Raw genomic sequence first — 19,058 nt, 5'->3', positions numbered from 1 at the left:
GGCGGGGCGTGGCGAAATCCGGCGCGGCACGCCACATCGCCGCTTGCGTTGGTACCAATCGGCGCTAGAATGACTTTTTGTCACCTTGTCCAGGCCATGATGACGAACGATTCCAGCTTCGAGGTCAGCACCGACCAGACCCGTCTCGACATTCCGATGATCTACCGCTTCCTCAGCGAGCAATCCACCTGGGCCGTGGGTATTTCGCGGCCCGTCGTCGAGCGCGCCATCGAAAACTCGCTGTGTTTCGGCGGTTACCTCGATGGTCGCCAGATCGCCTTTGCGCGCGTGATCACCGATTTCTCTACCTTCGCCAACCTGGTGGACGTGTTCGTCGTGCCGGAATCCCGTGGCTGCGGCTATGGTAAACAATTGATCGGCGTGGTGCTGCGGCACCCCAGTCTGCAGCAATTGCGTCGCTTCACGTTGGCCACATCGGATTGCCACAGCTTGTACGAACGCTTCGGCTTTACCCCACCGTTGCGTCCAGAGACATTGATGGAGCGTTACTTTCCCAACATCTACTTATCCTGAGCGCACTCAACATGGCGACGTGAAACTGGAATCAGGCTTACTCTGATGACTTATCAGGGGAAGTCGCATGTTCCAATTTGTCGTCCGCGTTGTTGTCCATACCACGCTCGTGCTGGCCGCCGTCGCCGGCGCCGGCATCAATAGCCACGCCGCTGAGTCGGCATCTGTATCACCGTCAGCGTCAGCGCAGCCGAAGGGCTCGCTCGTCATCATCGGTGGCGCGCTGCGCGATGACAACGACGCCGTCTGGACGCGCATCGTGCAGCTTGCCGGCGGCAAGAATGCCCGCATTGCGGTCTTCGCCTCGGCCTCGGCCAGCCCCGAACGGGCCGGCAACTATCTGATTGAACGCCTGAACCAGCACGGCGCCAACGCGTTCTTTGTCCCGGTTGCCGAACGCCTGGACGGTTCCGACGTGCGTGCTGCCGCCGAAGATCCGGCGCTGGTTGAGGCGGTGCGCTCGGCTGGTGGCGCCTACTTCTCGGGCGGCGACCAGGCGCGCATCACGAACGCCCTGCGCCGGCCCGACGGCAGCAACACGCAATTGCTCGACGCGCTGTGGGACATGTACCGGCGCGGCGGCGTCATCGCCGGTTCGAGCGCCGGCGCCGCCATCATGAGCGCCACGATGTTCGGCCATCCGCGCTCGGTGCTGGGTACGCTGCAGCACGGCGTGGCGGACGGCCGCCAGATCACGCGCGGCCTGGGCTTCATCGGCGACGACGTCTTCATTGACCAGCACCTGCTGGTGCGCGGGCGCTTTGCGCGCATGCTGCCGGCAATGCTGGCCAAGGGCTACAACATCGGCCTGGGTATCGATGAAAACACGGCGATGGTCGTGGGCCCGAAGCGCGATGTCGAAGTACTCGGCTATCGCGGCGCGCTGCTGGTTGACCTGAGCAACGCGGCCACGCGCGACGGCACCTTCAATCTCAGTAATGGCCGCCTGAGCTATCTCGATAACGGCGACCGTTTCAACCTTGATAGCAAGGTGTTCACGCCGGCGCCCGAGAAAGTGCGCGGCAAGCTCGACGCCAACAAGCCGTACTGGCGCGGTCCGTTGTTCTCGGCCGATATCCTCGGTAACGGTACGGTGGTCGACCTGATGTCCAAGCTGGTCGACAGCGACCAGCCGGATGCGATCGGCCTGTCGCTTGACAGCCCGAATGCCGACCGGCCCGACCTTGGCTTCGAGTTCAAGCTCGGTCGCGTGGGCGAGACCGTCGGCTACCAGTCGGCGCTCAGCGAAGCCTATTCGGTCTACAACGTGCGGCTCGATATCCGGCCGATCGTGGTGCAAAGGCCGCTGTATCAGTATCGCTGATCTCCAGGTCGCGCCTGGCGCTCAGTCACAGCGCCTTCTCGGGCGCCGTGATGGCCTCGAAAAAGCGGCGCATGACCAGGCGATACAGGTCCATCGTAGATGCCATGCCGTCGCCTTTCCAGCCGACGAATTTCAGGAACGAATAATCCTCGCCCCCGGTATAGCCGGCCTTTGCCTGTGGCGAGGCACAAGACGGCAGCACCTCGAACCTGGATGGCGGCGTCGGGTCGATGTTGGGCGCCTCGTACTTGCGCACGGCGCGCCGCACGATGCCGCTGCCACGCTGATCCCACTGCGCCAGCGTGATGTGCTTGCGGCACGATGCAAAGGGACCGGCACCAAACACCGAGGTTGGATTGCCTGGGCCGCCATGCACGTACAGCAGCACCGGATTGGCGCAGTCGTCGCCGCTGACGGTGACCTACTGCGCGATGCCGCCGATCTCCACGAAGCCGCTTTCGTCGACCGGCTGGCCGGGTCAATCGGCACGGCCTGGCAAATCTGACAGGCGGCGCCGTCGCCGCCGATCACGACAGGCTTAGAATAGCGCGATCTACCTATGAAGGATTCGCGATGCGCCTGTTTCACTCCTTCGCTGCGCTGCTGCTTGGCGCGCTGGCTTGCCTTGCCCACGCCGTCCAGCCGGCCACGGTCCGCCTGGACTACACGCACAGCGGCAATGCGCTGACTGACGGTTACGCGATTGAACGCGTCGTCATCGAGCCGTTGCCCTGGCCGGGCAGCGCGGATCGCAACCTGGACCACACCAATCGCGGCCAGAACCGGGTCGAAGTGGTCGATCCGAAAACGGGTGACGTGTTGTACTCGCGCGGTTTCTCGACCGTGTTCGGCGAGTGGAGCAGCACCGAAGAAGCGGGGCGCATCAGCCGCAGCTTCAGCGAGTCGGTGCGCTTTCCCCAGTTCGCGCAGCCGGTGCGCGTGCGCATCCTCGAACGCGATGAGCGTAACCAGTTCTCGGTGGCGTGGAGCATCGACGTCGATCCGAACGCACCGGATGTGGTCAAGCGCCAGCCGCCGCCAGCGGCGAAGCCGATCCCGATCCGGGTCAGCGGCCCGTCGCCCGACAAGGTCGATCTGTTGATCCTGGGCGATGGCTACACGCAGGCAGAGATGACCAAGTTCCAGCAGGATGCGCGGCGCCTGTCGGCGCACCTGTTCTCGGTCTCGCCGTTCAAGGAGCGCGCGCAGGACTTCAATGTCTGGGCGATGGCCGTGCCGACCACGCAATCGGGCATCAGCCGGCCATCGACCGGCGTACACCATGCGTCGGCGCTGGGCACGCGCTACGACATCTTCGGCAGCGAGCGGTATGTGCTCACGCTCGACAACCGGGCGCTGCGCGACATCGCCCAGCATGCACCGTACGAATTCATCGAAATCCTGGTGAACAACGAAACCTATGGCGGCGGCGGGATCTTCGGCCAGTTCAGCACGGCCGCAGCCGGCAATGACTGGGCCGACTACCTGTTCGTACACGAATTCGGCCATCACTTCGCAGGCCTGGCCGACGAGTACTACACGTCGCCAGTGGCCTACGCTGCCGCCAGCGGACGCATGGAGCCATGGGAGCCGAACGTCACGGCCCTGCGCGACCCGGCGAAGCTCAAATGGCAGCGTCACGTGACAGCCGCTACCCCGCTGCCGACGCCATGGCCAAAGGCCGAGTACGAAGCGGCGTCGCGCGACTACCAGAAGCAGCGCGCCGCGCTGCGCGAGGCCAACCGGCCGGAATCGGAGATGAGCGCCTTGTTCCGTGAAGACCTCAAGCAGACCAATGCGCTGTTCGACCGGCAGCCGCACCGGCATGCGGTCGGCGCCTTCGAAGGGGCGAACTACGAGGCTAGCGGGTACTACCGGCCAGCGATGCAGTGCCTGATGTTCGACCGCAGCGATGCGTTCTGCCCGGTATGCCGCGACGGCGTCACGGACATCATCGATCTGTATGCGGGCTCTGTTCGTCAGTAATCTTTGCTTACAACTCTGACAATTTCTGCGTGTGGTGGCTAACAGACTGGACGGTGGTGAAGCCGTATTCTGGAATCACTGAACAACAACAACGACTGCACGGGCAACCCGCTCTGTACAGCGACCACCAAAAGGAAACTTATCATGAACAAACTGATCGCAACCCTTATCGCCGGCCTGATGGTTACCGCTGCTCACGCCCAGACCACCGCACCAACCACCACCGCTGCGGACAACCGCATCGTGAAGGCTGAAGCCAGCGCCGAGAAAGACGTCATCAAGGCAGAACAAAAAGAAATCAAGACCGCAGTCAAGGCCGACCAGAAGCTGAACAAGACCGTGGCCAAGGCGAGTGAAGCCAAGGGCGACGCCCACGCCAAGCTGGTCAAGACCCACACCGACGCTGCTGCCAACGTCGCCAAGGCCGATCCTGAAGACCGCGCCAAGGCCATGGCCAAGGCCGAAGGCAAAGTGGCTGACGCCAACCTGAAAGCCGAGAAGAAAATGATCAAGGCTGACGAGAAAGTGCTGAAAGCACAGGTCGATGCTGCTGCCGACAAGGCAACCGCTGCTGCCAAGACCGAACAGGTCCGCGCTGAAGCCCAGGCTGATGTGCACAAGGCTGCTGCAAAGAACTAAGCAAACAGCTCCAATGAAAAATGCCGGCTCAGCCGGCATTTTTTTTGCGTTCAAACAGCGAGTGAGTCAGTCGTAGGGCGGGCGGCTATGCCGCCCACGCGTTCACACCCACTTCGCTCTGTGGCATGCAAAGGCGGGTTGAACGCGTGGGCGGGAAACCCGCCCACGCTACAGTAGCTAACTGAACGCCATTTCGGCGTTATGCCGCGTTGTGGCCGCGTTACGTTTTCACAGCATCGGTTTCGGCTGCCCGCATTGCCAGGTCATGCGCCTTTAGGCGCGCCGACAAGGCTTTGCCCTTGCGCGAGCGCTTGCCGAAGTGCGGCTCCAGGCCCGATGCGAACAGTTCCACGGTGCGCGCCTTGTCGCCGGCCCAGGTGCCGATCACGTTCAGCCCCTTCTGGTTGATTGGCTGTACCGCCAGCATCGTCTCTTTCGGCTCGAGTTCCATCAGCGTCACGCCGCGGCCGCCATTGGTCAGCACCTTCATTTCGTCGATGCCGAACACCAGCACGCGGCCCTTTTCGGACAGGCACGCGATCGCCCCGCAGGTATCGGTCACGATCCGTGGCGGCAGTGGCGCTGCGCCGTCGTTCAGCGTGATGAACGACTTGCCACCCTTCAGGCGGCTGACCATGTCGCCCGCCTTGGTGATGAAGCCAAAGGCGTCCGATGTCGACAGCAGCAGGCGCGTCTCGGCGTTACCGGCAAAGTAATGCAGGATGCGGATACCGCCCGACAGGTCGACCAGCGTGGTGATCGGCACGCCGTCGCCGCGCGAACCAGGCAGCGCAGCGACCGGCACCGAGTACACCTTGCCGTTGTCGCCAATGCCCAGCAGATGGTCGACCGTGCGGCATTCGAACGCCTTGTACAGCGAGTCGCCGGCCTTGAACGCGAACTGCGCCGGGTCGTGGCCGATACCGGTGCGCGCACGCACCCAGCCTTTTTCGGACACGATCACGGTGACCGGCTCGTCGACGACCTTCTGCTCGGCCACCGCGCGCTGCGCTTCTTCGATCACGGTGCGGCGCTCGTCACCGAACAGCTTGGCGTCGGCTTCGATTTCGCGGATGATCAGGCGCTTCATCGACGACGGGTTCTCGAGGATGTCCTGCAGCTTTTCCTTCTCGCTGCGCAGGTCGGCCAGCTCTTGCTCGATCTTGATCGCTTCCAGGCGCGCCAGCTGGCGCAGGCGGATCTCGAGGATGTCTTCGGCCTGGCGCTCGCTCAGGCGGAATTCCTCGATCAACGCAGCCTTCGGTTCATCCGCATTGCGGATGATGGCGATGACCTTGTCGATGTTCAGCAGGACGATCTCGCGACCTTCCAGGATGTGGATGCGGTCGTTGACCTTGGCCAGCTTGAAGTCGGTGCGGCGCCGGATGGTCGTGAAGCGATAATCGATCCACTCCTGGATGATCGTGCCCAGGCCCTTCTGGCGCGGACGGCCATCGCCGCCGATCATCACCATATTGATCGGGCTGGACGACTCGAGCGACGTATGCGCAAGCAGCATCAGCATGAATTCGTTCTGGTCCAGGTTCTTCGACTTCGGCTCGAACACCAGGCGCACCGCGGCTTCGCGGCCCGATTCGTCGCGCACCGTGTCGAGCGCGCCCAGCACGGTGTTCTTCAGCGCGAGCTGCTCGGGCAGCAGCGCCTTCTTGCCGGCCTTGACCTTCGGGTTGGTCAGCTCTTCGATTTCTTCGAGCACGCGCTGCGACGAGCAGCCCGGCGGCAGTTCGTAAACGATTGCTTGCCACTGGCCGCGCGCCAGTTCTTCGATCTTCCAGCGCGCGCGCACCTTCATCGAACCGCGGCCCACCGCGTACATGTCGGCGATGCTGGTGGCCGGGGTGATGATCTGGCCGCCGCCCGGAAAGTCGGGGCCGGGCACCATGGTCATCAGCTCGGCGTGCGACATCTTCGGATTGCGGATCATGGCGACGGCGGCAGCCGCCACTTCGCGCAGATTGTGCGACGGGATCTCGGTGGCCAGGCCGACCGCGATGCCCGAAGCGCCGTTGAGCAGCACCATCGGCAGGCGCGCCGGCAGCGTGCGCGGCTCGGTCGTCGAGCCGTCGTAGTTCGGCTGCGAATCGACCGTGCCCATGTCGATTTCATCCATCAGGATGCGGGCGATGGGCGTCAGGCGTGCTTCGGTATAGCGCATCGCGGCGGCGCCGTCGCCGTCGCGCGAGCCGAAGTTGCCCTGGCCGTCGATCAGCGGATAGCGCAGCGAGAAGTCCTGCGCCATGCGCACCAGCGCGTCGTACACCGACTGGTCGCCGTGCGGGTGAAGTGTGCCGAGCACGTCGCCGACCACGGCGGCCGACTTGCGCGGCTTGGCGGTGGGGCCCAGGCCCAGTTCATTCATCGCGTACAGGATGCGGCGCTGGACCGGCTTCTGGCCGTCCGACACGTCCGGCAGCGCGCGGCCCTTGACCACCGAGACGGCGTAGTCGAGGTAGGCGCGCTCGGCGAAGGTGGAGAGGGTGAGCGTCTCGACATCGGACGGCTCGTGTTGCTGTTCAAAGAGACTTGGTTGGTTCGTCATGGTGTCTGTTCTGTTGCGCGCGGGGCGGATGGCCGGTGCGGCGTATTAGATATCGGCCTCGGTTTCGTTCCCGTGCTCTTCGATCCAGGCGCGGCGCGCGGCGGCTTCGCCTTTGCCCATCAGCATATTGAAGCGTGCCGACGATTCGGCGTGGTCGTATTCGCCCAGGAACACGGGCAGCAGGCGGCGCGTGTCCGGGTTCATCGTCGTTTCCCACAGCTGCTCGGCGTTCATCTCGCCCAGGCCCTTGAAGCGCGAGATGCTCCACACGCCTTCTTTCAGGCCTTCTTTTTTCAGCTTGTCTTCGATTGCCAGCAGCTCGCCCGAGTCCAGCGCATACAGCTTCTGGATCGGCTTCTTGCCGCGCGCCGGGACGTCGACGCGGAACAGCGGCGGGCGCGCAATGCAGATGTTCCCGTTCGCGAACAGGGCCGGAAAGTGTTTGAAGAACAAAGTGAGCAGCAGCACCTGAATGTGCGAGCCGTCGACGTCGGCATCGGACAGGATGCAGATCTTGCCGTAGCGCAGACCGGTGAGGTCGGGCGAGTCGCCCGCGCTGTGCGGATCGACGCCGATCGCCACCGAGATATCGTGGATTTCATTGTTGGCGAACAGGCGGTCGCGGTCGGTTTCCCACGAATTGAGCACCTTGCCGCGCAGCGGCAGGATGGCCTGGAATTCCTTGTCGCGACCCATCTTGGCCGAGCCGCCGGCCGAGTCGCCCTCGACCAGGAACAGTTCGTTGCGCGTGATGTCGTTCGATTCGCAATCGGTGAGTTTGCCCGGCAACACGGCCACACCCGACGATTTTTTCTTTTCGACCTTCTGCAGCGAGCGCAGACGCGATTGCGCCTGGCGGATCACGAGTTCGGCCAGCTTCTTGCCGTATTCGACGTGCTGGTTCAGCCACAGTTCGAGCGGCGGCCTGGTGAAGGTGGAGACCAGCTTGAGCGCATCGCGCGAATTCAGACGCTCTTTGGTCTGACCCTGGAACTGCGGGTCCAGTACCTTGGCCGACAGCACGAACGAGACGCGTGCGAACACGTCCTCGGGCAGCAGCTTGACGCCTTTCGGCAGCAGGCCATGCAGCTCGACGAAATTCTTTACGGCGCCATACAGGCCGTCGCGCAGACCGGCTTCGTGGGTGCCGCCGCTGACCGTGGGGATCAGGTTGACGTAGGATTCGCGCACCACGCCGCCTTCTTCGGTCCAGGCCACGACCCAGGCCGCGCCTTCGCCTTCAGCGAAACTGTCGTCGCCGGCAGACGCGTACTGCGCGCCTTCGAACAGCGGGATCAGGGTCTCGCCGCTGGAGCTTTGCGCCAGCGCCTCGGTCAGGTAGCCGCGCAGGCCCTCGTCGTAGCGCCAGGTCTGCACTTCGCCCTTGGCGTTGGTGAGCGTGACCGTCACGCCCGGCAGCAGCACGGCTTTCGAGCGCAGCAGGCGTTGCAGGTCGCCCATCGGGATGGTCGGCGAATCGAAGTACTTGCCGTCCGGCCAGGCCGTCACGCGCGTGCCGTTCTTCTTGCCGCCGCGCTCGAACGGCGCGGAGGTGAGGGGTTCGATCACGTCGCCCGCGGCGAACACCAGCTTGTGCTGGCCGTTGCCTTGATCGTCCTTGCGCCAGACCTCGATCTCGAGGCGCTTGGACAGCGCATTGGTCACCGAGACGCCAACGCCGTGCAGGCCGCCCGAGAACGCGTAGGCGCCGCCCGAGCCCTTGTCGAACTTGCCGCCCGCGTGCAGGCGCGTGAACACGATTTCGACCGTGGACACGCCTTCTTCGGGGTGGATGCCGACCGGGATGCCGCGGCCATCGTCCTCGACCGTGATCGAGCCGTCCGGGTTCATCGTGACGCCGATGTTTTTGCAATAGCCACCCAGCGCCTCATCGGAGGCGTTGTCGATCACTTCCTGGATGATGTGGAGCGGATTTTCCGTGCGGGTGTACATGCCCGGACGCTGTTTCACAGGTTCGAGTCCCTTGAGGACGCGGATGGATGATTCGCTGTAGTCTGGAGCGGGTTTCTTGGAGGCCATCTTGAAGAGTATTTGTAGAATGCGATGGCATTCTATCTTGTCGAGCGGAAAAGGAAATGCTTTTTAACTGTATAAATATACAGTATTTTGCGCTTATGTCGTGCTTTTCACCTTGCACCTTTGTGCTAGATTGGGCTGTAAACACATAATCGATGCCACAAGGTGGTGCCCCATGCAGCGATCTCATTGTCTGTTCACCGTACGACCGGTGGGCTTCGATCCGGTTGAAACCGCCCGGCTGGCGGCGCTGCTCGAAGGCGCGCCGGGTGCGGGGCCGTTGTATTCTTGCCTGCATGCCGATAGTTTGCAAGAGCCGGATCTGCTCATTGCCAATGGCGACAGCCCGCTTGCGCTGGCGCAGCTGGCGAGGCGGCCACCTGATGCGCTGCAGCCGGCGCTCGTCGTCGGTGGCACTACCACCACCCTTTGGCCAACCGTAACCCGCCCGCTCGAACAACGGGCGCTGCATGCGCAGCTGGCCGAACTGCTCGACACCCGCGTGCATGCACTGGTGCAGCAGGGCGCCCGTGCGCGCCGCGTGCTGGCCGAACGCCGCCGCCGTTCGCGTCTGGGGCCGGATCTTGAAACGCCCGCATTCTACACGCGACTGCGCCGTGGCCCCGTCGATGGCCCGGTATTGATCGTCGATCAGGCGTGCGCCCTGCGCAATCGGGTGGCGCAGGTGCTCGGGCCGCGCCGGATCGGGGTCGAGTGGACCGACAGCCAGGCCACCGCTGTGCGCCTGTGCAACGAGACGCCGGTTGCGCTGGTGCTGATCAATACGGCGGCCCCTGGCATCGAACCGTATGCGCTGTGCTCGTCGATCAAGGCGCAGGCCGGCGCCGGGCGCACGCCCGTGGTGTTTCTGGTCGAGCCATCGTTCCATTACGACAGCGCCCGCGCCCGGCTGGCTGGCGCGCGCGGCCTGCTCGAGACGCCCGTGGCCGGGCGCCACCTGATGCTCACCTTCCAGAAGCTGCTCGACGTGCCGGTCTGAGCGGGTGGCGACCTTTTGTAACAACTTTGAATCGTGCGCGGCATTGCCGAAGTTATATTAATGACATGGCCGAAGAAGAACCCATCAAGCGCAATCCAGACGACCCGTCGCCAGAGGCGGATATCGATGAACGTCGCGAGACGCGCGTGCGCGTGCCCGACCGGCGCGCCAGCGGCGGCCAGCACGCACGCGGGCCGGCCCGCTATCTGCGCGATGGCGACAACCCGGTGGCCCTGGCTGGCCGGGTCATCACGTCGCGTTTTCGCTCGCTGCGTGAACGTTTCAGTCGCGACATCATGCAGCGCACGCTGCACATCGGTGTCTCGGCCCGCATCTTTCATCCAGAAGCCGGGGCCAAGGGACTGTTGAGCAAGAACCTGCAGTATCTCGAGGAATCCATCGCGCAGTGGGTGATGTCGCGCGACGTGCTGGTGTTCATGATCCCGACGGTCAATACCAACGGCTTGCTCCACCCCAGCAATATCACGCTGCGCCACTATGCACGCCACCTGGATGGCCTGGTGCTGCAGGGCGGGGCCGACGTCGCGCCGCAAACGTATTCCGAAACGCCCACGCGCCCAGAATGGAGCGGTGATCGCGCGCGTGACGTGTACGAGCTCGAACTGCTGCACGAATTCGTCGATGCCGGCAAACCGGTGCTGGGCGTGTGTCGCGGCTGCCAGTTGATCAACGTGGCCTTCGGCGGCACGCTGCACCAGGACGTCGCCACCGACCGCCCCGATGCGCTGGCGCACGTGCACGACCTGTACGACGCGCACCGCCATGCAATCGTGTTCCCCAAGGGCTCGTCGCTCGGGCGCATGTTCCCCAATATCCAGCAGGCGATCGTCAACTCGATCCACCACCAGGCCGTCAAGGATCTGGGGCGCGATATCCGCATCGAAGCCATGTCCGAGCCGGACGGCATCATCGAGGCGATCCGCTATCAGCGTGCCAACTTCGTCATGGGCTTGCAGTGGCACCCCGAGTTCCACCGCGCGGGCGGCGTCGAGCTGCTCGACTGCACACCGGTGCTGGATGAATTTTTGCGTGCGGCGCGCGAGACGCGTCTGTAGAACTACGTCAGCAGTCTGCCTGCAGTACTACCGGAGCGCGCGCAAAAACGCTTGCTTTCGCCGTGCGACACGTGAATAATGAAATGAGAATCATTCTCATCTCATCGCTTCACTTCGGCCCATGGAGACTCTCGCATGACGATTTCCCCCACACCCGCCACGCCATCCGCAGCAGCCGAGCCGCGCAACCAGGACACGCTGCTCGTCGCCTCGCTCCTGCACCTGATGTCGCATTACAGCGCCAAGGGCGATGGCGAGCCGCCTTGCGTCAAGCTGGCGTCCGTGATCGAGCGCCACCTATGCGCGCTGGCGCGCCTGCCGACGCTCGACCCGGTGCTGCGCGCCACCTGCGAGCAGCTGGCCGACCAGTGGGCCAATGTGGTCGACGCCAGGCTGCCGCCGCCGGCACCGGCCAGGCAGCCGCTGCTGGCGCGCTTCATGAAGACGGGCTGGGTCGGCAAGGGCGTACCGGTGGCAGGGTAAGCCTGCAACCGGATCAGGCGGTCAGGGTGCTCCGGAAGTGCCCGATCGCCGCATTGACCATGCTTTCGACCGAGCCTTCGCGCTCGGCGTGCCGGCGCAGGATCGCCGCATCGCTGCCGCTGCGCGCGGCGGCCGCCAGGTGCTGCAGCGCCTCGACGCTGCCCAGTGCATCGGCGTGGGGCAGCATCCGTTCGAGCGTGGCCAGGATATCGTCGCGCACCACGATGCTCTCGTAGGTTTTCGGGTGCGTGATGTTGCCATCCAGGCCGAAGCGGCAGGCCTGGAAGCGGTTGTAGTTGTAGACGAGGTAATCGTCTTCGACTGGTGCCTCGTCTTTTTTCTCGAGCAGATGGCGGCACAGCGCCTGCAGGTAGGCGGCCATCGCCGCGGCCCGCTCCACCGTCAGCGGGGTGTCGCACACGCGCAGCTCGATCGTGCCGAATTCGGGCTTGGGTCGCAGGTCCCAGTAAAAATCCTTCATGCTCTTGATGATGTTGGTGCGTTCCATCTTGGCGAAGTACACATCGGTGAACTCCTGCCAGCTAAGCGTGAAGGGCGCGCGTCCGCTCATCGGAAACGCGAACACGGAATTCAAGCGTGCCGATTCGAACAGGCTGTCGTGGCCCTGCACGTAGGGCGACGACGCCGACAGCGCGATGAAGTGCGGCAGGTAGCGGTTCAGCGCGTGCAGCAGGTACATCGCATCGTCGCCGTTGGCGCAGCCGATGTGCACGTGCTGGCCGAACACCGTGAACTGCTTGGCCAGGTAGCCGTACAGCTGCGACAGGTATTCGTAGCGCGGCTTGGCTGAAATGCGCTGGTCGGACCAGTGCTGGAACGGGTGCGTGCCACCGCCGGCGATGCCGATATTGAGCGTGTCGCCCGCCGCGACAAGGGTGTCGCGGATCTCCGTCAGTTCGGCCAGCAAGGGGCCATACGCCGTGTGCACGCTCGAATTAATCTCGATCATGCTCTCGGTGATCTCGGGCGTCACGTTGCCCGGGAACGGCTTGCGCTGCAGCAGGTGCATCAGGTCGGGACTGGCGGCAGTCAGGTTGAAGTCCGACAGGTTGACCAGTTGCAGTTCGAGCTCGACCCCGAAGGTGAGCGGCGCGGACGGATTGAAGGCGTCAAGGGGCATGCTGCGACTCCGGTGCTTCGCGCGCCCAGATCAGGGCGCGCTGGATGATGATCGGACCAAGCACTTCGAGCAGCATCGCCACGGCGGCCATCGCGTGCAGGTCGTCGACCACTTTGAGGCCTGCATAGCGCGCATGTTCGAGCATCAGGATCACGAACACGGCCAGCGGCGCCAGCCCCAGGCCCGTCAGTGCACCCTTGCGCCAGGTGACGCCCGACAGGTGCGAGAACGCGGCCACGCCGGCGGTCTTGGTCAGCAGCCGCACCAGCACCACGACCAGCGCCATCATGCCGCCGCCTGCTACCAGGCGCCAGTCGAGTGTCGAGGCGGCGTACACGAACAGCAGCACGGTGAGCACTTCGCCGAGTGCGCCGAAATTGCGCTGGGTCTGGGTAAAGGTCACGCGGCGCGAGCGCACGGTCAGGCCGAAGGCCAGCGCCGCGACGACCGGCGACAGGCCACCGACATCACATACTGACACCAGGAGGATCACGGCCAAGGCAAAAGCCACCGTGGTGTCCTGCTGCGCATTGCCGATCGCGCGCAGCAGCGCCGGTACCAGCACGCCGGCCACGGCGCCGGCCACGATCGACACGGCCAGCATGACCAGGCTTTGCCACAGCGCTTCGCCGATGGCGTCATGCGTGCGAAACAGCCAGATACCGATGATGGCATTGAACGCGAACACGGCCAGCACGCAGTTCTGGGCCGACAGGTGCAGCACGCGCTCGGTCATCTGGCCCGCGCTTTTTTGTTCGTTGATGACCCGCACGACGGTGGCAGGCGAGGTGGCCATCGACAGTGCCGCCATCAGCAGCGCCGTGATCTGGGCTGCGCCGAACGCGTTGGCGACGAGGTAGACGGCCAAGAAGGTCAGGCCCGCTTCGGCCAGCCCGGCCACGCCGATCCACGGATTGTTGACGAGCCAGCGCAGGTTGATGCGGTTGCCCAGTTCGAACAGGACCAGGCCGAAGGCGATGTTGGCCAGCAGCGCGACCGGCCCCAGATCGGCCGCAGGCAGGGCGCCGATCTGCGAGCTGCCCAGTGCAAAGCCGACCAGGCCGTAGAAGCTGATGCGGGGCAGGCCGGTCCAGCGATGGCCAAATTCACCGGCCAGCCACGCCAGCGCGATGGCCAGCGGCCAGGCAAGGCTTGTCAATACGGACAACAGGTCAGGCATGTGGTCTCCTTCTGTTCTTATCGTTGCGCGATTCTAGTGCGCGCGGCTGCTCCCGTCCGTGTTCGTGCTAACACTACTTGCTCAACAAGCGCATCGCCCGTTCCAGCCCCTCGAGCGTGATCGGAAACATCCGGTTGCTCATCACTTGCCGGATCAGCGCAATCGATTGCCGGTACTGCCACAAGTGCTCGGGCTCCGGATTGAGCCAGGCGCACTTCGGAAACGCCGTCATGAAGCGCGCCAGCCACACCGCGCCGGCTTCGTCGTTGTTGTATTCGACCGAGCCGCCGGGCGCCATGACTTCGTACGGACTCATGGTCGCGTCGCCGACGAACAGCACGCGCGTATCGGCCGGGTACTTACGCAGCACGTCCCAGGTGGCAAAGCGCTCGCTGTGGCGGCGTGCATTGTTCTTCCACAGGTAGTCGTAGACGCAGTTGTGAAAGTAGTAGAACTCCATGTTCTTGAATTCGCTGCTGGCGGCCGAGAACAGTTCTTCGGTGCGCTCGATATGGTCGTCCATCGAGCCGCCGACGTCGAACAGCATCACGACCTTGATCCGGTTCTTGCGCTCGGGCCGCATGCGGATGTCGAGCCAGCCGGCGTTGCTGGCGGTGGCGCGGATCGTGTCGTCCAGCGCCAGTTCGTCCGCCGCGCCCTGGCGCGCGAAGCGGCGCAGGCGGCGCAATGCCACCTTCAGGTTGCGCGTGCCCAGTTCGCGCTCGCCGTCGTAGTCGCGGTAGGTGCGCTGGTCCCATACCTTGACGGCGGTGCGGTTGCGGCTCTCGCCACCGATGCGGATGCCTTCGGGGTTGGTGCCGCCATGTCCGAACGGCGATGTGCCGCCGGTGCCGATCCACTTGCTGCCACCCGCGTGGCGTTCCTTCTGCTCTTTCAGCAGTTCCTGCAGGCGCTGCTGCAGCTTGTCGTAGCCGAATTTTTCGAGCTGCGCTTTTTGCTCCGGCGTGAGTTCGCGCTCGAAGCGCTTGATCAGCCAGTCGAGCGGAATCTCGGCTTTCGCGTCGAACACCGCATCGATGCCCCGGAACCAGGCGCCGAAGACCCGATCGAACTTGTCGAAATGGGCTTCGTCCTTCACCAGCGTCAGGCGCGCGAGATAGTAGAAGTCGTCCAGCGACGGGGCGATCACGCCGCGTTGCAGCGCGTCGAGCAGCGTCAGAAATTCGCGGATCGACACCGGTATGCGGGCCTCGCGCAGGGCGCGGAAAAAATCGATCAGCATCGCATCGAGGGGGCTGGCGCCACCATCACCGGTTGTTCCGCGCCATGAACATCAGGCGCTCGAACAGGCCCACGTCCTGCTCGTTCTTGAGCAGGGCGCCGTGCAGCGGCGGGATGCCCACCTTGCCTTCGGCACTCGCGCGCAGGGCTTCGGCCGGCACGTCCTCGGCCAGCAGCAGCTTGAGCCAGTCGAGAAACTCGGACGTCGACGGCTTCTTCTTGATGCCGGGGACGTCGCGCATGGCATAAAAGCTTTGCAGCGCGGCGGTCAGCAGGTCCTGGCGCAGGTTCGGGAAGTGCACGCCGACGATGTCGGCCATCGTCTGGCGGTCCGGGAACTGGATGTAGTGGAAGAAGCAGCGGCGCAGGAACGCGTCCGGCAATTCCTTCTCGTTGTTGGACGTGATGATCACGAGCGGGCGGTGGGTGGCCACGACCATCTCGCGCGTTTCGTACACATAGAACTCCATGCGATCGAGTTCGCGCAGCAGGTCGTTCGGAAATTCGATGTCGGCCTTGTCGACTTCGTCGATCAGGAGCACGACGGGTTCGGGCGCCGTGAAGGCTTGCCACAGCACGCCCTTGACGATGTAGTTCTGGATGTCGCGCACGCGCTCGTCGCCCAGCTGCGAGTCGCGCAGGCGCGAGACGGCGTCGTATTCGTACAGGCCCTGCTGGGCCTTGGTGGTCGATTTGATATGCCACTGCAGCAGCGGCATATCCAGACTGGCGGCCACTTCTTCGGCCAGCATGGTCTTGCCGGTGCCCGGCTCGCCCTTGATCAGGAGGGGGCGGCCCAGGGTCAGGGCCGCGTTGACGGCCAGTTTCAGGTCGGCGGTGGCGACGTAGTTGTCGCTGCCTTCGAAGCGGGGAGCAGCATGCATGGCGGGTGCTTTGTCGAGTCGGTCGGTGGCAGGAAGTATACGCGATAACCCCGGGCGCGCCGCCGCCGTCCGGTTTGTAGACTGGTGTCAAGTCTTCAGATAGAATCGGCCCGTTGGTAGACCCTTGCTAACTTTTTGTGCGGTTGCGGTTTTCGAATTACAACTAACGAGACGCCCATGAAAACAAGTTTGGCACCACTGGTACTGGCAGCATGCGCCTGTACCGCCGGCAGCGCCGTCGCCACGGCGGCAGAAGTCGTCGGCAACCCCAAGGCGGCCGTCGCCAAGATCGAGATGTGCATCGGCTGCCACGGCATCGCCGGTGGCTACAAGACCGCGTTCCCCGAAGTCTACCGGGTGCCGATGATCGGCGGCCAATCGGCCAAATACCTTGAGGCGGCCCTCAAGGCCTACCGCAAGGGCGACCGCAAACATCTTTCGATGGTCAATGTCGCCAGGTCGATGAGCGACCAGGACATCGCCGACGTAGCGGCCTATTACTCCCAACAAACGGTGGCCACGCGATGAATACTGCCATGAACCGGATCTGCCTTGCGCTGGCCTTGTGCGCGCTGGGCGCAAGCGCATCGGCCGCCGACATCGCGCGCGGCGCAGCGCTGGCCAAAACGCACAACTGCGCCTCGTGCCACGGCGCCGACTTCAACAAGCCAATCGACCCGAGCTACCCCAAACTGGCCGGCCAGCATGCCGATTACCTGACGACGGCGCTGCGTGCCTACAAGCGCGGCGCCGGCCCGAACGGGCGCGTGAACCCGATCATGGCGGCGCTGGTGCAGCCGCTGTCGAACCGCGACATGGCCGATCTCGGCGCGTACCTGGGCAGTTTGCCGGGCCAGCTGGTGATCAAGAAATAGGCCCGGCCAGCGACGCGCAAGGCACTCCCTGCTAACATGCGAGCCCCTTGCAGCGTCACCCGCCGGAGCTTTTCGTGTCATTTCTGTCTGTTCTCACCTCGCCCGCCTACCTCAAAACCAATCTGCTCAGTGGCCTGACGGTCGCCCTGGCCCTGGTGCCCGAGGCGATTGCCTTCGCGCTGGTCGCGCACCTGTCGCCGCTCACGGGCCTGTACGCGGCCGTGCTGGTTGCCTTCATCACGTCCGCATTCGGCGGGCGGCCCGGGATGATCTCGGCCGCCGCCGGTTCGCTGGCCGTGGTGATGGTGGCGCTGGTGGTGCAGCATGGCGCGCAATACCTGCTCGCGGCCGTGGTGCTCATGGGCGTGCTGCAACTGCTGTTTGCTGCCGCGCGGCTGGGGAAATTCATTCGCATGGTGCCGCATCCGGTGATGCTCGGCTTCGTCAACGGGCTGGCGCTGGTAATCTTTCTCGCCCAGTTCGGGCACTTCAAGGTGGCGGGTGCCGATGGCACGCCACACTGGATGCCCGCCGCGCAGCTGGTCACGATGGGCGTCATCATCGCCATCACGATGGCGGTGATCTACCTGACGCCGCGCCTCACCAGGGCGGTGCCGTCCACGCTGGTGGGCATCCTGGTGGCCAGCGTGGGTTGCGCGCTGCTTGGCGTCGAGACCCGCACCGTGGGCGACCTCGGTTCCATCGCCGGCGGCTTGCCGAGCTTCGCGCTGCCCGACGTGCCATTCACGTGGGACACGCTGCGCATCGTGTTCCCGTACGCGCTCGTGATGGCGGGCGTTGGCCTGATCGAGTCGCTTCTGACGCTCACCCTGATCGACGAAATCACCGACACGCGCGGCCAGCCGAACCGCGAATCGCTGGGTGCGGCCAACGTCGTCAGCGGCGTGTTTGGCGGGATGGGCGGCTGCGCGCTGATCGGCCAGAGCATGATCAACGTAAATAGCGGCGCGACGGGGCGCCTGTCCGGCATCGCGGCGGCGGCGATCCTGCTGTGCTTCATCCTGTTCGGCTCAAGCTGGATCGAGGCGATTCCGCTGGCGGCGCTGATCGGCGTGATGTTCGTCATCTGCGAAAAGACCTTCGAGTGGGGCACGTTCCGCCTGGCCGGTCGCGTGCCGCGCGCGGACCTGTTCGTGGTCGTGCTGGTGGCGGCGATCACGCTGCTGGTCGATCTGGCGGTGGCGGTGCTGACCGGCGTGATCGTCTCTGCGCTGGTGTTCGCGTGGCAGCATGCGCGCCAGGTGAAGGCGGCGCTCGCGCTCGATGCGCAGGGCTGGAAGGTGTACGCGCTCGACGGCACGCTGTTCTTCGCGTCGGTCAGTGCATTTCAGGGAATTTTCACGCCAAAGGACGATCCGCAGGACGTCGTGATCGACTTCCTGCACGCGCGGGTGGTAGACCATTCGGCGATCCAGGCGATCGACGCGCTGGCCGAACGTTACCGTCTACTCGGCAAGCGCCTGCACCTGCGCCACCTGAGCCCCGACTGCCGCGAGCTGCTGGAAAAAGCGCAGGACATGATCGAGGTGAATCTGATGGAAGACCCGCGTTACCGGGTCGCGGACGACAAGCTGGCCTGAATCAGGCAAACGCGCGGCGGCGCACGCATTCGATATAGGCCTCGGTGTCGGGCGGCACGCTATTGCGCTGCGAGGCCCAGATCATCTCGCCCAGGCACTCCATGATTTCGTGGTGGGCGTCGTGCTCTCCCCGTTTGGCCACCAGCATGTCGTGCGCGGCGCGGATCCCGCGCGGCTGGTCGATCGAGATCTGCTCGGCGATCGACAGGTGCATCGACAGGTGCAAAAACGGATTGGGCTTGCCGCCTTCGACCGAATAATCGCGCGCGATCGCCGCCTCGATGTCCTCGAACTGGTCGTGGTACTCGGGATGCTGCACGATCCAGTCGGCCGCGATGGCATCCATCGGCGTCAGGATTTCGCCATTACGTTGCTTGCGATAGGCGTCGCAGAAAAAGCGGCGCACGTCGTGCGAGGACGGAGTGAACATGGCAGGAGGGGGCGAAAAAAGGGGAGAGCGGGCATTGTAGCGCAGCCGCTGATCCGGCGCGGGCAG

General features: G+C 64.3%; 18 protein-coding genes. 10 read left to right on the top strand and 8 right to left on the bottom strand.

The features are described 5' to 3' along the window. Positions 1-96 precede the first annotated feature (96 nt). Positions 97-534 carry a GNAT family N-acetyltransferase gene (locus RCH14_RS10825; protein ID WP_343026127.1) on the top strand — a complete coding sequence of 146 codons (438 nt, stop codon included), beginning with the start codon at positions 97-99 and terminating at the stop codon, positions 532-534. Positions 535-601: 67 nt separating this feature from the next. Beyond that, on the top strand, positions 602-1,858 hold the full coding sequence (locus RCH14_RS10820; RefSeq protein ID WP_343026126.1) for a cyanophycinase: 1,257 nt from the start codon (positions 602-604) through the stop codon (positions 1,856-1,858). Between the two features lie 25 nt (positions 1,859-1,883). Here the strand turns inward: RCH14_RS10820 and RCH14_RS10815 are convergent, their stop codons facing one another. Beyond that, positions 1,884-2,234, bottom strand: a complete 351-nt coding sequence (locus RCH14_RS10815) for a hypothetical protein (protein WP_343026125.1) — start codon at positions 2,232-2,234, stop codon at positions 1,884-1,886. Positions 2,235-2,431: 197 nt separating this feature from the next. Between RCH14_RS10815 and RCH14_RS10810 the strand changes: the two genes are divergently transcribed. Continuing rightward, the gene (locus RCH14_RS10810; RefSeq protein ID WP_343026124.1) at positions 2,432-3,844 is read left to right on the top strand and encodes a M64 family metallopeptidase; all 1,413 of its coding nucleotides are present in this window, start codon (positions 2,432-2,434) and stop codon (positions 3,842-3,844) included. A 144-nt stretch (positions 3,845-3,988) separates the two neighbouring features. Continuing rightward, complete coding sequence (locus RCH14_RS10805; RefSeq protein WP_343026123.1) at positions 3,989-4,483, top strand: hypothetical protein; 495 nt, start codon at positions 3,989-3,991, stop codon at positions 4,481-4,483. 220 nt (positions 4,484-4,703) lie between these two features. On the opposite strand, the gene parC is transcribed toward RCH14_RS10805, so the two are convergent. Both parC and RCH14_RS10795 read right to left on the bottom strand, forming a co-directional pair. Next, on the bottom strand, positions 4,704-7,043 hold the full coding sequence (gene parC / locus RCH14_RS10800) for a DNA topoisomerase IV subunit A (protein ID WP_343026122.1): 2,340 nt from the start codon (positions 7,041-7,043) through the stop codon (positions 4,704-4,706). A 45-nt stretch (positions 7,044-7,088) separates the two neighbouring features. Next, positions 7,089-9,083 carry a DNA topoisomerase IV subunit B gene (locus RCH14_RS10795; RefSeq protein WP_343026121.1) on the bottom strand — a complete coding sequence of 665 codons (1,995 nt, stop codon included), beginning with the start codon at positions 9,081-9,083 and terminating at the stop codon, positions 7,089-7,091. A 172-nt stretch (positions 9,084-9,255) separates the two neighbouring features. Between RCH14_RS10795 and RCH14_RS10790 the strand changes: the two genes are divergently transcribed. The 3 genes from RCH14_RS10790 (at position 9,256) to RCH14_RS10780 (ending at position 11,639) form a co-directional block, all read left to right on the top strand. Then, on the top strand, positions 9,256-10,080 hold the full coding sequence (locus RCH14_RS10790) for a response regulator (protein ID WP_343026120.1): 825 nt from the start codon (positions 9,256-9,258) through the stop codon (positions 10,078-10,080). A 65-nt stretch (positions 10,081-10,145) separates the two neighbouring features. Next, positions 10,146-11,156 (top strand): type 1 glutamine amidotransferase, encoded by a 1,011-nt coding sequence (locus RCH14_RS10785; protein ID WP_343026119.1) that lies wholly within the window; start codon positions 10,146-10,148, stop codon positions 11,154-11,156. Between the two features lie 135 nt (positions 11,157-11,291). Beyond that, a complete protein-coding gene (locus RCH14_RS10780) occupies positions 11,292-11,639 on the top strand; it encodes a hypothetical protein (protein WP_407070069.1) in 348 nt (115 codons plus the stop codon). Positions 11,640-11,652: 13 nt separating this feature from the next. On the opposite strand, the gene RCH14_RS10775 is transcribed toward RCH14_RS10780, so the two are convergent. The 4 genes from RCH14_RS10775 to RCH14_RS10760 all read right to left on the bottom strand — a co-directional run bounded on the left by RCH14_RS10775 (position 11,653) and on the right by RCH14_RS10760 (position 16,086). After that, on the bottom strand, positions 11,653-12,780 hold the full coding sequence (locus RCH14_RS10775) for a YbdK family carboxylate-amine ligase (RefSeq protein WP_343026118.1): 1,128 nt from the start codon (positions 12,778-12,780) through the stop codon (positions 11,653-11,655). Then, positions 12,770-13,960: a cation:proton antiporter gene (locus RCH14_RS10770; protein ID WP_343026117.1), complete on the bottom strand. Its 1,191-nt coding sequence runs from the start codon at positions 13,958-13,960 to the stop codon at positions 12,770-12,772. The genes RCH14_RS10775 and RCH14_RS10770 overlap by 11 nt, the downstream gene beginning before the upstream one ends. A gap of 73 nt (positions 13,961-14,033) precedes the next feature. After that, the gene (locus RCH14_RS10765; protein ID WP_343026116.1) at positions 14,034-15,203 is read right to left on the bottom strand and encodes a VWA domain-containing protein; all 1,170 of its coding nucleotides are present in this window, start codon (positions 15,201-15,203) and stop codon (positions 14,034-14,036) included. A 25-nt stretch (positions 15,204-15,228) separates the two neighbouring features. Beyond that, a complete protein-coding gene (locus RCH14_RS10760; protein WP_343026115.1) occupies positions 15,229-16,086 on the bottom strand; it encodes a MoxR family ATPase in 858 nt (285 codons plus the stop codon). Between the two features lie 177 nt (positions 16,087-16,263). Here RCH14_RS10760 and RCH14_RS10755 point away from each other — a divergent pair, with 177 nt between their 5' ends. From RCH14_RS10755 to RCH14_RS10745, 3 genes are all read left to right on the top strand, one after another. Then, positions 16,264-16,614: a c-type cytochrome gene (locus tag RCH14_RS10755; protein ID WP_343026114.1), complete on the top strand. Its 351-nt coding sequence runs from the start codon at positions 16,264-16,266 to the stop codon at positions 16,612-16,614. 8 nt (positions 16,615-16,622) lie between these two features. After that, positions 16,623-16,961, top strand: coding sequence for a cytochrome c (locus RCH14_RS10750; protein ID WP_343026113.1), 339 nt, complete (start codon positions 16,623-16,625; stop codon positions 16,959-16,961). An 83-nt stretch (positions 16,962-17,044) separates the two neighbouring features. Further along, the gene (locus tag RCH14_RS10745; RefSeq protein WP_343026425.1) at positions 17,045-18,562 is read left to right on the top strand and encodes a SulP family inorganic anion transporter; all 1,518 of its coding nucleotides are present in this window, start codon (positions 17,045-17,047) and stop codon (positions 18,560-18,562) included. A gap of 1 nt (position 18,563) precedes the next feature. Here RCH14_RS10745 and RCH14_RS10740 read toward each other — a convergent pair whose 3' ends face one another. Next, on the bottom strand, positions 18,564-18,992 hold the full coding sequence (locus tag RCH14_RS10740; protein WP_343026112.1) for a DUF1841 family protein: 429 nt from the start codon (positions 18,990-18,992) through the stop codon (positions 18,564-18,566). Positions 18,993-19,058: the final 66 nt, after the last annotated feature.

It is taken from the genome of Massilia sp. MP_M2 (assembly GCF_039123635.1).
Classification (GTDB): Bacteria; Pseudomonadota; Gammaproteobacteria; order Burkholderiales; family Burkholderiaceae_D; genus Telluria.
This window is presented reverse-complemented; position numbering and strand designations above follow the sequence as displayed.

Coding starts and splice junctions, on each gene's coding strand:
- RCH14_RS10825 (WP_343026127.1), top strand. CDS start 97: ATGATGACGAACGATTCCAGCTTCGAGGTCAGCACCGACCAGACCCGT.
- RCH14_RS10820 (WP_343026126.1), top strand. CDS start 602: ATGTTCCAATTTGTCGTCCGCGTTGTTGTCCATACCACGCTCGTGCTG.
- RCH14_RS10810 (WP_343026124.1), top strand. CDS start 2,432: ATGCGCCTGTTTCACTCCTTCGCTGCGCTGCTGCTTGGCGCGCTGGCT.
- RCH14_RS10805 (WP_343026123.1), top strand. CDS start 3,989: ATGAACAAACTGATCGCAACCCTTATCGCCGGCCTGATGGTTACCGCT.
- parC (WP_343026122.1), bottom strand. CDS start 7,043: ATGACGAACCAACCAAGTCTCTTTGAACAGCAACACGAGCCGTCCGAT.
- RCH14_RS10795 (WP_343026121.1), bottom strand. CDS start 9,083: ATGGCCTCCAAGAAACCCGCTCCAGACTACAGCGAATCATCCATCCGC.
- RCH14_RS10790 (WP_343026120.1), top strand. CDS start 9,256: ATGCAGCGATCTCATTGTCTGTTCACCGTACGACCGGTGGGCTTCGAT.
- RCH14_RS10785 (WP_343026119.1), top strand. CDS start 10,146: ATGGCCGAAGAAGAACCCATCAAGCGCAATCCAGACGACCCGTCGCCA.
- RCH14_RS10780 (WP_407070069.1), top strand. CDS start 11,292: ATGACGATTTCCCCCACACCCGCCACGCCATCCGCAGCAGCCGAGCCG.
- RCH14_RS10775 (WP_343026118.1), bottom strand. CDS start 12,780: ATGCCCCTTGACGCCTTCAATCCGTCCGCGCCGCTCACCTTCGGGGTC.
- RCH14_RS10770 (WP_343026117.1), bottom strand. CDS start 13,960: ATGCCTGACCTGTTGTCCGTATTGACAAGCCTTGCCTGGCCGCTGGCC.
- RCH14_RS10765 (WP_343026116.1), bottom strand. CDS start 15,203: ATGCTGATCGATTTTTTCCGCGCCCTGCGCGAGGCCCGCATACCGGTG.
- RCH14_RS10760 (WP_343026115.1), bottom strand. CDS start 16,086: ATGCATGCTGCTCCCCGCTTCGAAGGCAGCGACAACTACGTCGCCACC.
- RCH14_RS10755 (WP_343026114.1), top strand. CDS start 16,264: ATGAAAACAAGTTTGGCACCACTGGTACTGGCAGCATGCGCCTGTACC.
- RCH14_RS10750 (WP_343026113.1), top strand. CDS start 16,623: ATGAACCGGATCTGCCTTGCGCTGGCCTTGTGCGCGCTGGGCGCAAGC.
- RCH14_RS10740 (WP_343026112.1), bottom strand. CDS start 18,992: ATGTTCACTCCGTCCTCGCACGACGTGCGCCGCTTTTTCTGCGACGCC.